At 48.8% G+C, this 14,424-nt stretch carries 9 protein-coding genes and 1 pseudogene; 3 read left to right on the top strand and 7 right to left on the bottom strand.

Going from position 1 to position 14,424, the window contains the following annotated elements:
* Nucleotides 1-332 precede the first annotated feature (332 nt).
* Complete coding sequence (locus JMI88_RS14235) at nt 333-2,423, top strand: UvrD-helicase domain-containing protein (RefSeq protein ID WP_201362528.1); 2,091 nt, start codon at nt 333-335, stop codon at nt 2,421-2,423.
* Between the two features lie 104 nt (nt 2,424-2,527).
* Here the strand turns inward: JMI88_RS14235 and JMI88_RS14230 are convergent, their stop codons facing one another.
* The gene (locus JMI88_RS14230) at nt 2,528-4,285 is read right to left on the bottom strand and encodes a serine/threonine-protein kinase (RefSeq protein ID WP_201362527.1); all 1,758 of its coding nucleotides are present in this window, start codon (nt 4,283-4,285) and stop codon (nt 2,528-2,530) included.
* A 973-nt stretch (nt 4,286-5,258) separates the two neighbouring features.
* On the opposite strand from JMI88_RS14230, the gene JMI88_RS14225 reads away from it, so the two are divergent.
* Nucleotides 5,259-5,936, top strand: a complete 678-nt coding sequence (locus tag JMI88_RS14225) for a hypothetical protein (protein WP_201362526.1) — start codon at nt 5,259-5,261, stop codon at nt 5,934-5,936.
* A 197-nt stretch (nt 5,937-6,133) separates the two neighbouring features.
* On the opposite strand, the gene JMI88_RS14220 is transcribed toward JMI88_RS14225, so the two are convergent.
* The 3 genes and pseudogenes from JMI88_RS14220 to JMI88_RS40670 all read right to left on the bottom strand — a co-directional run.
* Nucleotides 6,134-9,922, bottom strand: coding sequence for an NACHT domain-containing protein (locus tag JMI88_RS14220; RefSeq protein ID WP_201362525.1), 3,789 nt, complete (start codon nt 9,920-9,922; stop codon nt 6,134-6,136).
* Between the two features lie 102 nt (nt 9,923-10,024).
* A complete protein-coding gene (locus tag JMI88_RS14215) occupies nt 10,025-10,780 on the bottom strand; it encodes a toll/interleukin-1 receptor domain-containing protein (protein WP_201362524.1) in 756 nt (251 codons plus the stop codon).
* A 145-nt stretch (nt 10,781-10,925) separates the two neighbouring features.
* Nucleotides 10,926-10,994, bottom strand: a pseudogene (locus JMI88_RS40670) (winged helix-turn-helix transcriptional regulator); the annotation flags it as partial.
* A 503-nt stretch (nt 10,995-11,497) separates the two neighbouring features.
* Here JMI88_RS40670 and JMI88_RS14205 point away from each other — a divergent pair.
* Nucleotides 11,498-11,890 (top strand): ATP-binding protein, encoded by a 393-nt coding sequence (locus JMI88_RS14205; RefSeq protein ID WP_373323838.1) that lies wholly within the window; start codon nt 11,498-11,500, stop codon nt 11,888-11,890.
* A 44-nt stretch (nt 11,891-11,934) separates the two neighbouring features.
* On the opposite strand, the gene JMI88_RS14200 is transcribed toward JMI88_RS14205, so the two are convergent.
* From JMI88_RS14200 to ada, 3 genes are read right to left on the bottom strand one after another with little or no spacing between them, the layout of a single operon-like run.
* Entirely contained in the window at nt 11,935-12,396 is a 462-nt protein-coding gene (locus tag JMI88_RS14200) for a DinB family protein (protein WP_201362523.1), read from the bottom strand.
* Between the two features lie 35 nt (nt 12,397-12,431).
* A complete protein-coding gene (locus JMI88_RS14195; RefSeq protein ID WP_201362522.1) occupies nt 12,432-13,157 on the bottom strand; it encodes a 2OG-Fe(II) oxygenase in 726 nt (241 codons plus the stop codon).
* The gene (ada, locus tag JMI88_RS14190) at nt 13,154-14,236 is read right to left on the bottom strand and encodes a bifunctional DNA-binding transcriptional regulator/O6-methylguanine-DNA methyltransferase Ada (RefSeq protein ID WP_201362521.1); all 1,083 of its coding nucleotides are present in this window, start codon (nt 14,234-14,236) and stop codon (nt 13,154-13,156) included. The genes JMI88_RS14195 and ada overlap by 4 nt, the downstream gene beginning before the upstream one ends.
* Nucleotides 14,237-14,424: the final 188 nt, after the last annotated feature.

The following is a 14,424-nucleotide window of genomic DNA, read 5'->3' as shown; positions in this document are numbered from 1 at the left end:
GAAAAAGCACCGCAATTTACTAAATTCTTTCAAGAACGAAAAACAAGGAAGATACAAAAAAAGTCTGGTTGCTAATAGTCCAGCTATCTTTTCCACTGTTCCCTTGCAAAACCACTAGAAAGCCAGCTATGCTCTACGCATTTCTTACGAGTTATCCTCTTCCATAATTAAAAATTGCCAGCGGCATTTATAGATACCATACATTGCAAAATTTATCTTTTTCGGATAAAATACGGTATCAGCAGCTCATTCTTGCTCATATCTACTTTCTCCTCCTCACGTCAGAGACATGAGCGCTTCAAAAACGAATACATAATGAAGAGGTACATGCTATGGATAGTGGCTGGTATACAACTATGAAGCCCAGTTTCAGAGATGAATGGATGGCCCTTCCACACAAAGAGGTCCAGCAGATTCACGAAAAGATCAAGCTCCTTGAACAAGATCCCACGCCGGATGCCAAAGTGAAAAAGCAATTGAAGCATCTCCATCCACGCCTGCATCGTATCCGTAGTGGACATTATCGTATCTTCTATACCTTTGAAAAGCCTCATGTCAGTTTGCTGGCGCTACGGCGACGAGATGACGATACCTATGACGAAGAGATTGACGCAGAGTTTTTAGGTGGCCTGGTACCAGAACTGCGCCTTGCTCAACCAGGCATCCCTGGCTGGGAAGCACCATACACAAACGAGCCTACCGCCAAACGCCTTCCCCAACCTATCACAGAAGAATTGCTCACCCGCTTACAGATACCAGGAGAGTATTTTCCGCGCCTGGTTCATCTGCAAACCGAAGACGATCTGCTCGATTGTCCTGACGTCCCCTCGGCTGTGCTTGATAAATTGCTGGAATATATGTTCCCACGTCCCCTCCAGCAGGTGATGCAGCAGCCAGACCTCCATGTCCAGCATCTTGACGATCTATTGCGCTTCAAAGAAGGTGAGTTAATCAGCTTTCTGCTGAAACTCTCGCCGGAACAAGAAAAATATGTCAACTGGGGTATGAAGGCTAGCGGCCCGACGCTTCTCAAAGGCCTGCCAGGAACGGGAAAGAGCACCATCGCTCTCTATCGTGTGCGCTCGATTATTGCCGAGCTACGCAAACAGGGACGCGACGATATTCGCATCCTCTTCACCACCTACACCAATGCTCTCATCAACTCTTCTCTCCAACTGCTCGAGCAACTGCTGGGTACAGACATACGCTTCGTCGATGTCCAGACCGCCGATAGAGTCGCCATCAAGCTCTTGAGCCACGCTGGCAGGACTCCGCATATTATGAATGACAGCGAAATGAATACCCTGCTGCAGCATGCTATCCAGAAGACGCGCTTTGATGGCAGCGAGCAGCAGAAACAGAGCCAGAAGCAAACGATTGAGCAGATGAGCCTGGACTATCTGCTCCAGGAGATCAACCAGGTGATCGTAGCCCGGCAGCTCCACACGCTCAAAGATTATCTCACCGCAGCCAGACCGGGCCGTAAGCTTCCCCTCAGAGGTATCCAGCGCCGCGCCGTCTGGAGCATCTTCGAGACCTTGCAGCAGAGTCTAGCCCAACAGGGCAAAATCACCTGGCGCCAGGCCAGAGCAATGGCCGAGGCCTATGTTGCGCAGGGAGCCTATACGCAGTTCTATGATGCCGTCATCATCGACGAAGCCCAGGACCTCGACCCTAGCTCCCTTCGGCTCCTCGTTCATCTCTGCAAACAGTCCAACCGTATCTTCGTGACCGCCGACGCCAACCAATCTATCTACGGTAGCGGCTTCAACTGGAGCGACGTTCACCAGGATCTCAAATTCCAGGGCCGTACGGCTATTTTGCACGCCAACTACCGCTCAACACGTGAAATCGGCGAGGCGGCCCAGAACTATCTTGCCGAAGGAGCGTTAGATACAGATACCGAAGAGCGCCTCTACGTCAATAATGGTCCCCAGCCCATCATGCGCCGCATCCAGGATCAACGTCAGCAATTACAACTGCTCGTCAGTTTCTTCCGGCAGGCTCGCAGCGCCTACCGCATGAGCTCGGGAGCCTGCGCCGTCCTGTGTCCCACCATCAAGTCCGGCCGCGCCATTGCCGAAGATTTCACTCGGCAAGGTCTGGATGCCACCTTTATGACTGGCCAGGAGCTCGACCTCAAACGCTCCTGCATCAAAGTCATCACCCTGCGCTCAGCCAAAGGCCTGGAATTTCCTATTGTCGCCCTGGCCGGTTTCCTGGAGAGCACCTGGCATACAACGATGCCACACACACCCAGTGATGAGGAACGCGAAGAATATCTCTCACTTGAACGCCGCACCATGTTTGTCGGCATGACACGTGCCATGCGCGCCCTCCTGGTGGTCACCCCCGAGGATAGCACCTCACCACTCATGCAGGGCTTTGATAGGCAGTACTGGAATGTCGGTGAACAATCATAGCAAGCTTAGAGTTATCTATCACAGTCACACGACTGGGACTTTATACATCCAGGTCAGGTAACTGTGATAGCAAAACTTTAGGGCTGCATATTCTGCGATAGCCCTTACTTTGTGCGCAAGCGCGTAATAAAAGTCAAAAATACCCCTATTACTAGCAGAATAACGCCAGGAACCATCGTTCCTCCCGCAAAGGACAACGTCATCAACAAGCCAGGTACCCCAAAACTGGCACCGATCAGGCTTCCTGTGAGCGCGATAGCCTTCTGGCGTTGAGAAGAGAAGTCAATTCGAGGTGGCTTGAGCCTGGAATTTAATAGAATATACAGACCACTCGTCGCATAGAGTACGCTGCCACCAACTCCGGCACTATACACATCACCTCTATGATTTACGAGGTAGTATGTATATATTAAAAAGAACGTACATACGACTCCGGCTAGCACCATAGCTCCACCCAGGAAAATCCCACCTTCGGTACCTGCATGACGCCAAAAAGAAACAGGTGCATCACGCTTCGTTGGCTTACGAAATGGCCACAATGATACGCGCAACAAGATCCATCCTACTATGATGAAAAAAGCCAAAACCCATAGTTCAGTGGCAAAGAAAGCATAATTAGGAGAAGCTGTGAATATCATAAATGAACCTAGAATGCCAAAGCCTAGTAGTCCGTAGCTGACCAGGGTGCCTAGAAAACCCAAAGCCTTTAAAAAGCCATTTCCTGTCGACTTCACTGGTGCCTGGGTCGAGGCTGGCATCAGCATCTGTTGTTGTCCATGCGCTCCAACTGGGACGTATTCAGCAATCGGCTGGCGTGAAGCCCACGGAGATGGCGGCGCAATCGGCTGGCGTGAAGCCCACGGAGATGGCGGCGCAATCGGAAGTTCAACCCGTGTGTCGATTCCTTGCAACATCTGCCGTACCGCCTCAACATTTGCAGGGCGCTTCTCCTCTTGCATTTCCAGCATCTGAGTAATGAGCTGTACTAACGCAGGAGGCACATCTGATACCAACGTTTCCAATGGAGGTAAACGAAATGGAGAGAGGGAAGGATCATAGCCAGAGAGCAACGTATATAATGTGGCACCCAGACTGTAGATATCAGAGCGCGGTGTTGTCTGAGCCCTTCCATATTGTTCGGGGGGAGCAAATCCTGCTGAGCCATAGCTCACGGTATCACGCGATTGATCAGGTTTGAAGTGGCGTGCGATACCAAAGTCAATGAGGTAGAGTTGCCCACTGCTAGTACGCATGATATTGGCAGGTTTCAGATCGCGAAAGATAATCGGGGGATGGTGTGAGTGCAAATATTCCAGCACCTTGCAGAGCTCAATCCCAATCCCAATCACTTCACGCACTGGCAATTGTCCATGTGTAGCCTTTTGCTGATAAGACTCCAATGTCTCGCCTGCAATAAAACTCATAACCAGATACCAACGGCTATTTTCTTCAAAATAGTCATAGATATTTGGAAGATTAGGGTGTTGTAGACCAGCTAACAGATGGGCCTCACGCTGAAACTGTTCTGCTGAAGTGTGCATTTCCTGTGCAGATAGTTCAGTATAGATTAATTCTTTGATTGCTACCAGCCGGTTCCCGAGGTGCGTGTCTTCTGCACGGTAGACTGATCCCATGCCTCCCTGTCCAATGGTCTGGCGAATGCGGTAACGCCCCTTTAAAAGCATTCCAGCCACAGGCTCATCTGCCGCACCGGAATGAGATATGAATGCATTTTTGGCTGCATAAATATCATCATCAGTATCATGTTGCTGTGATAGGGCAGCCCCACAAGAACAACAAAACTCATCATGGAGAGTATTTGGCGCCTTACACACATGGCACAATATGCGGGAAGATTCCATAATATAAATCCTTGCATGTTTTTTGCTACTTCAATACAATCCACCCTTATATGATTTTACAGTATAGAATTGTAAAATGCAATACTAGAGGAAAAACATTTTTGTAACTATTCAAGAGCATTAGGTTTAATTGTTCTGTTTAAGAGATGAAATAAGGCGGCAGGCTTGACTTTTGAGCAAGTAGAGGTTATTATTCATCTATCTTATTTTTGGAGGCACCATTTCGCTCTTCGCAACCAGCCCGCTTAGCTTCGTAGGGCTCCTCTTGCTTGCTCATCGCACGCAGATGCAAATTGCCTTTCGTTCAGCATCACCGCTCTCCACTCCCATCCATACCTCATCGTAGGCTAACCTCTGTTCCTATCGAACAGGGCATATGTCGCAGCTGGAATCTGTCCTCGCTGTACTGAGCCATCTGGGCGTGCAACCACGCCTCAAAACCGAGCCAGGCTAATCCAATCTTTCTGGAGCATAACTGGTGAGCTTTCTCGTTGTCATAGGGAGAGGTTCCCGATTCGATCGGGAACATTTTTGAGGGTTTTCTCCAATGGTGGTTGCCACCTCTTCTGTTCTTATTGTGGTGGCTACGAAATGTATTAAAATTCTGTATTTGTTGTGAAATTCGTCAATTTATTGTATTATTCCAGAGTTGCTATGCATCATTTTAAATATCATGTAGTGAGGAGGGCATCGTAAAATTTCAATGTCCTTTAAACAATCTCGAAAGTGAGAAGCAGAGGTGATGCTTAAAACAGTATTTCAGCATGTGCAGAGAGCATTTCTACGTGTGCGCAATGTAATGCCCCTTCGACTATGGATAACTTTGCTTATAATAATTCTTCTTTTTAGCAGTACCTGGCTCTTTTTTTATCATTCCTCATCGCCGGCCAGTACACTGGGTACTTCAGCGGCGATCGGTGCCGTAGGCCCAGCAACAACCATTACTGCGCAGAAAAATGGTATAGAGGAGTCTATGCAAATTATACCGGGCCCCTATTTCCTGAGCGAATTGCTTGAAGCGCGTTTAACATTAACCAATCATAACAAGACGAGTGTTGAGGTACAGGGGGTTCTTGCGAACGCTCCATGTACTGGTGCTCTTGGCGTGGCTATTACGGGTGGAAGTAAGCCTCAGTATCTTATTCCGTCCAACAATGCCTTTATGAGTTGTCCTCCCATGATGTCATCTTTGAAGCCTGGGCAAACGGTTTCTATACTCCAGGATTTCCCTTTGACGATGAGTGGATCGATGACGTTAGCGTTTGCTGTAAGATTTATACACCTTGTCAAAAACAAGCAAGATAATCAGAACATCTATACCAGTTTTGATCCTCTTGGTGGTCATGTGCCTGCTCTACATATTGTCGTTGCGCCAAAGGTTCCAGTGGATCGTTTGATTTCGTTGCAATGGATTGGTCCGCTGGTGAATGTCGAAGCACCGGCAGCAGCTCTGGGGAACTTTCGCTACTATTATACGTGTAGCAATTTTGTGCCTGTAGATGGAGAGTTTACTGGAACAGGGAATTTTAGCTGGCAGCCGTTTACGCAGAGCTTTTTGAATCTTCCAATGTGTTCAGGGCTGGTGAGTCAGTGGCAGTTTTCCGTAGCGGCACCAGGCTTTTCAGTTGCTAATGGAAGTACATCCTTCTAATAATGATTCCTGTATTTGTGTTCTCCTTCTTGATTATGGCATATTTTCTGCACAATATCTCGTATGAGAGAGACAGGGAGTGGAACACGTCTTTTCCCTCCCGCTGTCGTCTCTTGCCAGGCTCGTTCTCGTGCCTTCTTTCAGTTCTTTAGCGCTGTGGCAACACCGTTTGGCGGCGGATAAAGCTGCCCATCTTCTCATTTCGATTGGCGTAAGATTTGGCTCCCATAAACCATATTTATTAACTCACGAAACATATACTCTATCCACGTTCGTGCATCTTTGCATTCAGCAGCTTTCTCAAAAAGATCTAAGAATTGCAACCGCAGCCCCGATGGACTCAACAATAAACCATCACGTGCGAAAAACCAGGGTTTTTGTGCAATCAGGTCACCAACCTTTTCGCTGGGCTCATGTGTGCGCACCTGCAAGCAAAACTCCTCTGAAGCTCCTTGCACCTCCAGGAACTCATCCACTGCATCGGGATAGTAGATATGCAAGCGAGACAAAAACACTTGAATCATATGATCGATCTGAACATCCCCGCTCTTGAAAAACACCTCCAAGGCCTCCAAGGCTGCTTGTGGTTCCTGCCTATCAATTCCTACATACGGTAAATCCGTGGTAAGCATGATCTCAAAGTATTTGAGATTGCGCTGGGAAAGCGCTGCTAGAATGGGGGCTTCTAGCCAGGCGGTTCTGACTGTTCCTGTTCTTCTATACTGATGGAGGATATAAGGTGCTGTAGATAGTATTTGTGGAGCTTCAGCACTACGACTATGGTGCTTTTCAGGATGGCGCATGTAGCATTCTCGGGCGACCTCAGTGGTATACACGAAAAAGTCAAACATTTCATCATTCGTTGGATCGCGATCTAAAACATCGGGAGCCACATGATTAATCATAGCCACATAAGGGTAGGATGCAACATCGCTTTTCGCAGCTTCAAAGAGCTGTTTGAGAAAAGGCAAAAAGTTATGAGGGGCAGCGCAGGCATGTGCTGTAAGCCCCAGGGTGACAGTCAGAATTACCAGGACATTGTCAATCTTAAGCGCGGCAAGGTAATCCTGCTCCATCTGCTCCCTGGCATAGTCCCCATCGATATCCAGGTAGTGAATCAGATTTCTATAAAGGGCCTTTGTTTCTACCTCAAGCTTAAAAAAGGACTCAAGGGCTGGATAGCTCACCATATTGTAGGTGGGCAACTCACGAATCAGGCGGAAAGCAACAGTAATGGCGAAGGAGATAATCTGCTCGCGGATGAAGTTTCGGGTAACGTTCTTCCATGGACTACTGTTCTCGTGAATCCGAAACAATCTGGCAATCATCGCATGCCAGATGTCGTGTAATCTGCTGAGAACCATTGCATTCTGGTAGTGGTCGAAGAAGATGACTACCGACAGGACAACCACTGACTCACAAGCTATCAAATGTGGAAGCAAACCAGTAATGGCCTTCTTCGCCAGGTATTCAATGATCTCAAATCCTGCGTCTTGATCGCGCTGCCAGAGGTAGTAACTATAGCGCACAGCCACCGCTCTCACAGTTGAATCCGCTTGTAGGGCTGCAGTTTGCAGAACCCAGCCCAACTTCAACTGGCTTGCAACCTCGATGGCGATTTTTCGAGCATTGCGTGTTCGGAGATCGGCTCCCTCCGTAGACTTGCTTACCATCTGTCGAATTTTCTGTATCTCGCCAGTTTTCTCTTCCTGAGGGAGCAGGTACCTCAGAATATCTTCAACCCGCTCGGGATCACCAGTCCCGAGGATAATGAGTACATTGACCATTATTTCTTTTACATGTTGCTCTGTTGTGTGGCACAGCTTCACAAATATCTCAACGTCTGACTTCCTGGCCTCTTCTATCAGCGCATTTCTGACCGCCCCCCACAGAAATGGTTTGTTGGTGGTCTCTTTCTTGCCGTTTATCTCATCAATCAACTTCAGGAAAAAGGAGTATCGATCAGTCTGGGTTTCACTAAGGCTCGCGAGTCTCTTACCCGCGAAGTACTCATAGAACCGTTCGTATTTGAATGCGATTTTTTGTTCACGTCCCTGCTCCTGAAGCACAAGAATGTCGGCGTCCAACAAGGTACGAAACGACTGATTCAATTGGTCATTGTAGATCATTTCATAGAGAGCACCACCAGCCGCATCAAGCTCGGCCTCGGTGATCGCATTACTGTAGTAGTTCTCTCTCACCATTAGTGAGACCAACTGTTGTTCTAAAAACCGCTGCTCCTTCCTGTCCAGGACGGTATGTATATATTGCTCGATCAGGGTGGAAACGGTCACATGCTCAGGGATAGCTTGTTCCCGGTAAGTCTTTGCGAGTAATTGCAACTGCAGCGGATCTCGCAATGCTTCCCGTAATTGATGCGATAATACTCGATATGGCGTTTTAAGATCGAATTCCCGTTCATACTTGCTGTAGACCTCAGAGAGTTCCTGCGGGGTAAATGGGTCCATCTGTGCGGAATAACTGAACGATTCTAATCCCACGACCGCTGTTCCATTGCCTGGCTCTCGATAATAGAGTGCCTCGGCGAGTTTTACTCCCCGCTTGATCTCCTTCCAGGTCTCAGGACGAGAACTCAACACAACCTTGAGCCACTGCCTGGAGTTTTTTTGGACAAGTTCATCGAGTTGGCGCAACAATTTTGCGGCGTCTGGATTCTCATTCACGGCATCCACACACAAAATGACCTGTCGATCACTGATACCATCGATCTTAGAGATCTCCTGCCAGATCTGTGGTATAGGTTGCTGGAAGTAATCACTAAAATCCTGACTGATAATGTCCGTGAGTGTGGAAGAGGTCACAGGCAGGTTAGCCCCATCATACATGAGCACACAGACATCCTGTCGTACTTGTTGTAGTTCCTCGGCTAAAGCAAGCAGAAAGTTGCTCTTACCTACCCCCGACTTGCCGACCAGGACAAAACCGCGTTTCTTCGGATCTGCTAAGAAGGCCTTTATGTGTTGTTGGACTGTGTCACGTTGAAGATAGAGTTTGTGATGATACTTGCTTTGTACGGTTGCCATCCGTCCAGTGGTAATCTTCTCGCAAATGTCGTGCAAATCTTCCCATGTCAGCTTGTCAGCTTTTTGACGTTCTTGCCTGGTGTTTTCTATGGCGTCCAGTATCAAATAAACAAAATCCTTGAAATACTTCTCGTCGAAGTGGCTTTGAGCTGGGGCAGGCAGTAAATATTTTAATCGACGCTCAATCCAGCGATCAAATACTCCTATATTTATTGATTCGATGGTATCGTCCCAAAAGGCCAGTAACGGATGGAGGGAGAGAAACTCTTCTGTGGCTGCTCGTAAGTAGAACTGCCCATTGGTCAGAGCTGTGTGTTGAGGCAACGGTCTTTGACTCTTCAGAACCTGTATGCCTTTGTGCAATTCGAAGGTATAGGACTGTTCATCCTGAGCAAGCACAAGGATGAAGTCATATTGGCCAATGAAGGAGAGAGCCTTCAGGATTTTACGCAGGTGTCCATGTAACTCTTGGGCTAACATTTGCCAGTAGGCGCTGTCTTGCGACGGATGTTCCAACAGGAGATCCTGGGTTGCTCTGGTCAGCCGTTTGAAGGACGCTTTTACTTCAGTTTGCTCTCTATGGGGGTAAGTTGAGGTATCCCAGTAGAAATCATACAGCTCTGGCATGAAGATAAGATCGCGATTGTCTTTGTAGGCTCGCAAGGTGGCAAAGAAAATCTTTTCCCAGGTATCAGAAGTTAAGTGAGAAAATTTTTGCTCCAGGAGCTTGTCTAAATAAGCATCTCTCACCAGATCGCGGTCGCGAAAAAGATATTGACTCACGAGATTGATGGTTAAGATGTGAAGCCCAAGGTTGTAGATATGTAATTGCAACGTGACTTGTTCCTGTGGTTCTTGTGTCTCGAGCAGGCGTTGGTAATTGACCGCGATGAACGAAGGCATATGTGCTAAAATAAACTCTTCAAAGTCGGCTTTTTCCATTGGACTATCTCCTGAACGACTTAAAGTTGGATAATAAAAAAATAGACAGAATCACATTTGATGGTGGTCAAGCCAGGATAGGTCACGAAAACTTCAGTTTACCTACAAAAAAGGGTACATTCCGCTTTCAAAAAAATGAACTCCCGCTGCGGTAATACGCGGTCTATGAAAGATCCGTGTCATTATTTGGCTCTGTCTTGTAACGATATAGCCTTTATCTTCCAAATCGGCCACATCGGACTGGATTTCATGCCATTGTTTACCTATGAGATGAGCCAAATCTTCTCCATCGAACGTTGGATCAGAGCGTTTCTCATAGAGAATCTGAAGAATCCTCTCTCTAACGGATGGTGGAGGCACTTGATCCTCTATAGCTAGTAAGGATCTTGCCTGCTTAGCCTTTATTTTATCAATTACTTTGCGGATGCCCTTTGCAATGTCCAGAAATGCTTCATCACGATTGGGCCACGTGATCACAGGCCTGGCATCTTTAGGCAAAACTGGGAGATTGCTGAACATGGCTTCTTGCCAATCGACAGGGCGCAGGATAACCGGGATGACATAGGCATCTCCAGCTTTGTGTCTCTCTATGGCACGTGGTATCTCTCTTTCGTAAATATAAGCTGATGATATAGAATCTGGGCTAACGAGTAATAAGATAACATGCGCTGTATCAATCATTGCTTGAATCTCTTTTTCCCACTCTGCACCAGGGCTAATATCACTCCCTTCGCGAATTTTAAGTCGATACTGCCGTATCAACGGCCTGAGATGCTTATTGAGTTCATTTTGCAAATCTTTGTCTTCAGATGCGTAACAGTAGAAAATATTAATACTATTCATTGCTTCTGCAGTCATAGGCTAGTTTCCAATCAAATGAGCGTGGCTACCAGGTAGGCACAAGACATATTATTTCATTTCTCATACAAAAGGAGCTAAATCCACGATTTTTACTTTAGTATATCTAATCGACCACATGAATGTCAAAGCTCCGCTCATGTAATTACGACATTTGAATGGTGAGCATCCGCTGGGTGATCTTGGGGATCAACCGGCTGAGTTCCCCAAATCGTCGAGGAGAGGCTGAATTCCTTCATTTGTTTATGTGTGATGATAGGCGGCATGGGCAGTTCCTGCCAGTTATATACTAATTCAGGGCGAAAGACGTTCTAGAAAATGACATGTTTTGTCATCTCTTTTCAAAAAAGCCAGATGTCGACCGCAACATGATAGATTGCACGTTCTGGTGGTCATTGGTAGGCCGATTGTGGAGCGTGCCGCAGTTGTGTGGCCTCCATAATCATGAGAAACGAGCACATGTGCAGCGACTAGGAGTCTTCCTGTCTGGCGTCCGTGGCGGATCTGCGGGAGGTGCCCGTCATATTGTTGCAAAAAGCCAACGTGACAAGAAACAAGAACAAGCCCACGTAGGTGCGCCCCTTGCGGGCGCTTGCTGCGCAGCGGCCCCGTGCCCGGGCGCGCAGGTTCCACAAAAGATGATATCTTTCCCTGCGAACGCTGCACCAACGCAAGAGCTTGTCATCCATTGATTCATCCTTCTCTGGAAACACTCACGTGTGTGGTGCAACATGCGCACCCGGGTATGGGGCCGCTGCGTGGCAAGCCTGGGCAAGCCAGGCACCTACGTGGGCTTGTTCTTGTTTCTTGTCGCGGTTTATTTTTGCAACAGACCAGCCTGTGCATATCGGGATGACAGACGAGGGAGATGTGGCCCGCGTCTGGGTGAATGACGAGGGGCCGGGCCTCTCAGCGGAAGCGCAGCAAGAGGTCTGGCAGCGTTTTCACCAGGTGAAAGGTATCCCTGTCCAGAGTGGTTCGGGGAAAGGGTTGGGTCTGGGCCTGTATATCTGCCAGATCCTCATCGCCGAGCACCTGGGGGAAGTAGGGGTAGAGAGCACACCTGGAGAGGGCTCCACCTTCTGGTTTACCTTGCCCATCTTCAGATAAGAGGTTCGCTTCGACCTCGCGTATTATCTCGTGGTTCTGGATTTTTATTCTTTCGACTGCTGAGCTCGCCATTCCCGTATTGCTCTGGCATGTTGGGGATAATGACCATAGGTATCGAGCCGGAGGCGATGTCGGAAGCGCGTCTCTCGTGTGAAGTGTTCTTCGGGTATCTCTTGAATGTAGTCGATGAGCTGGTGATGCGTTTCGTCCCGTTTCTTCAGGATATCGGAGAGGGTAAGGTCCCGTTTTTGTTCCGTCATCCGTGCATTGAAGGCATCAATACCTCCAAACTGGATGTATCGTGGCGGCCTACTCCCTGTGATAATGAGCGGCAGATACTTTAGCGCCTCCTCTTCCCACGTGCTCACATGAGCAAGGATATCTTTCACTGACCAATCGCCCACGACGCCAGGCTCGGTAAGTTGTGAATCTGACAGGTCTGTGTAGGACTCATTGAACGCCGTCCATTCCCGTTCAAGTTTTTTCAGAAGCTGTTGTTTATCCATGGTTCAGATTTTCCTCGTGGTCGGACTGTTGCATCCTACTTCGCGTCGTGAAAGATGATCCCCACCGTGTGTCGCTGACCAGAACGCAGCTGGCTTACTCCGTGGCGCATATTGACCCGATAGATCCTGCGGGTTCCCTGCACGGGACGGGTATGAACCGCGAAAGCTAAAGCATCACCTTGCTGGAGTGACACAACCTCTGCGCGCGTCTGCATACGCGGACGCTGCTCGGTCAGCACAAATTCGCCACCTGTGAAGTCTTGACCAGGCGCGGAGAGCAGGATGGTTACCTGAATAGGGAAAACATGTTCTCCGTAGAGATCCTGGTGTAGGCAGTTGTAATCACCCGATGTATATTGTAAGAGCAGCGGCGTTGGTTTGTGTTGCCCGGCTGTATGGCAGCGCGCCAGGAAGTCCGTGTGCTCGTCCGGATAACGAATATCACTGCGGAGACTGGCGTTCCAGCCATTGGCAATTGGAGCAAGGCGTGCATAGAGAGCCGTGCGCAAGTCCGTGATGACGTCGGGTAGCGGATACGCAAAGTACTTATACTCACCACGCCCGAAGCCATGACGTGCCATAACAATGTGGCTGCGAAACGGTTCGTTCTGTGGATAGAGCATGGCTAGTCGTTGACATTCCTCGGTAGACAGTAATTGGCTGAGAATCGCGCTGCCCTCAGTATTGAGAGCACGTTTGATTTGCTCCCAATCGAGGGCCTGTACACGCTCTTCTGCTGTATTGAATGGTTGTGTCTTCATACGTATCGTTCCTCTTTCTGTAAGAGCGCCCGTTTACGCTCGACGCCCCAGCGATAGCCGGACAACGAACCATCGTTTTTCACCACCCGATGACAGGGAATGGCGACGGCAAGCTTATTCGCACTACAGGCTTGCGCGACAGCCCGAACCGCATTGGGGGCACCGATGCGTCTGGCGATCTCGGTATAACTTGCCGTTTCGCCAGCGGGGATCTGTCGCAAGGCTTGCCAGACACGCTGCTGGAAGGCCGTGCCCTGGATATCTAGTGGCAAATGTAGCCCGATGGCTGGATCTTCGATAAAGCTCACGACCTGGGAAACTAATTGCTCGAAATGCTCGTCTAACCCGATCAGATTGGCACGAGGGAATGTATCCTGGAGGTCACGGATCAGCACTTCGGGATCATCTCCCAACAGAATGGCACACACCCCCCGATCGCTTCTGGCGATAAGAATGGACCCCAGAGAGCATTCCCCGATGGCAAAACGGATGTCTATTTGAGCGCCACCAGCGCGAAAATGCGAAGGAGCCATCCCTAAAATCTCATGGATTGTTTCATAAAAGCGACCACTTGAGTTGTACCCCGCTTCATACATGGCTTCGGTGACGGTGTCGCTGCTGCCCAGTTTCTTGCGAACCTTCTGCATACGATTGGCGATCACGTAGTTGTGTGGGGTCAGCCCTGTGATGGTCTTGAAGACGCGATGGAAGTGATATCGGCTCATCCCCGCATGGTTTGCCAGGGCTGCAAGATCTGGTGCTTCCTCCGATTCAGCAATGAGATGGCAGGCTTTCGCAACGATCGCAGCATGCTGTTCCGCAAGTGCAGCCTGGTTCGGCTGACACCGTTTGCAAGGACGAAATCCTGCCTTTTCGGCATCTGCGCAGGTTGCATGAAATTGCACATGCTCTGGTCTCGCCAGACGCGCGGCACAGGAAGGTCGGCAGTACACCCCGGTGGTTGTGACCGAATAATAAAATGTGCCATCGGCTTGAGGATTGCGTGCAACAACTGATGCCCATCGCGGATCTTTTTCGATTGCTGATGCTTTTTGAGCTCTTTTGGCTTCTGTATCCATCCGCTTTCCTTTCAAATCAACACGTCCTAATATGATCACAGTGTAGCACTCGTCCACATGTTCCACACTCTGCTTCTTGCTTTCAAATTCGCCTCATGTTGAAGACGCGCCAGAGCCGGGCCGATGTTACCTTATTTCATCCACATTAATGAAACCGGGTTTCATATCAACCCCATACTATTACCACA

This window comes from Dictyobacter formicarum, from assembly GCF_016587435.1.
This window is presented reverse-complemented; position numbering and strand designations above follow the sequence as displayed.

Bases quoted from the DNA above. Each gene is read 5' to 3' on its own strand.
- JMI88_RS14225 (WP_201362526.1), top strand. From the start codon at position 5,259: ATGCAAATTATACCGGGCCCCTATTTCCTGAGCGAATTGCTTGAAGCG.
- JMI88_RS14195 (WP_201362522.1), bottom strand. From the start codon at position 13,157: ATGAAGACACAACCATTCAATACAGCAGAAGAGCGTGTACAGGCCCTC.
- JMI88_RS14220 (WP_201362525.1), bottom strand. From the start codon at position 9,922: ATGGAAAAAGCCGACTTTGAAGAGTTTATTTTAGCACATATGCCTTCG.
- JMI88_RS14235 (WP_201362528.1), top strand. From the start codon at position 333: ATGGATAGTGGCTGGTATACAACTATGAAGCCCAGTTTCAGAGATGAA.
- JMI88_RS14230 (WP_201362527.1), bottom strand. From the start codon at position 4,285: ATGGAATCTTCCCGCATATTGTGCCATGTGTGTAAGGCGCCAAATACT.
- JMI88_RS14215 (WP_201362524.1), bottom strand. From the start codon at position 10,780: ATGACTGCAGAAGCAATGAATAGTATTAATATTTTCTACTGTTACGCA.
- ada (WP_201362521.1), bottom strand. From the start codon at position 14,236: ATGGATACAGAAGCCAAAAGAGCTCAAAAAGCATCAGCAATCGAAAAA.
- JMI88_RS14200 (WP_201362523.1), bottom strand. From the start codon at position 12,396: ATGGATAAACAACAGCTTCTGAAAAAACTTGAACGGGAATGGACGGCG.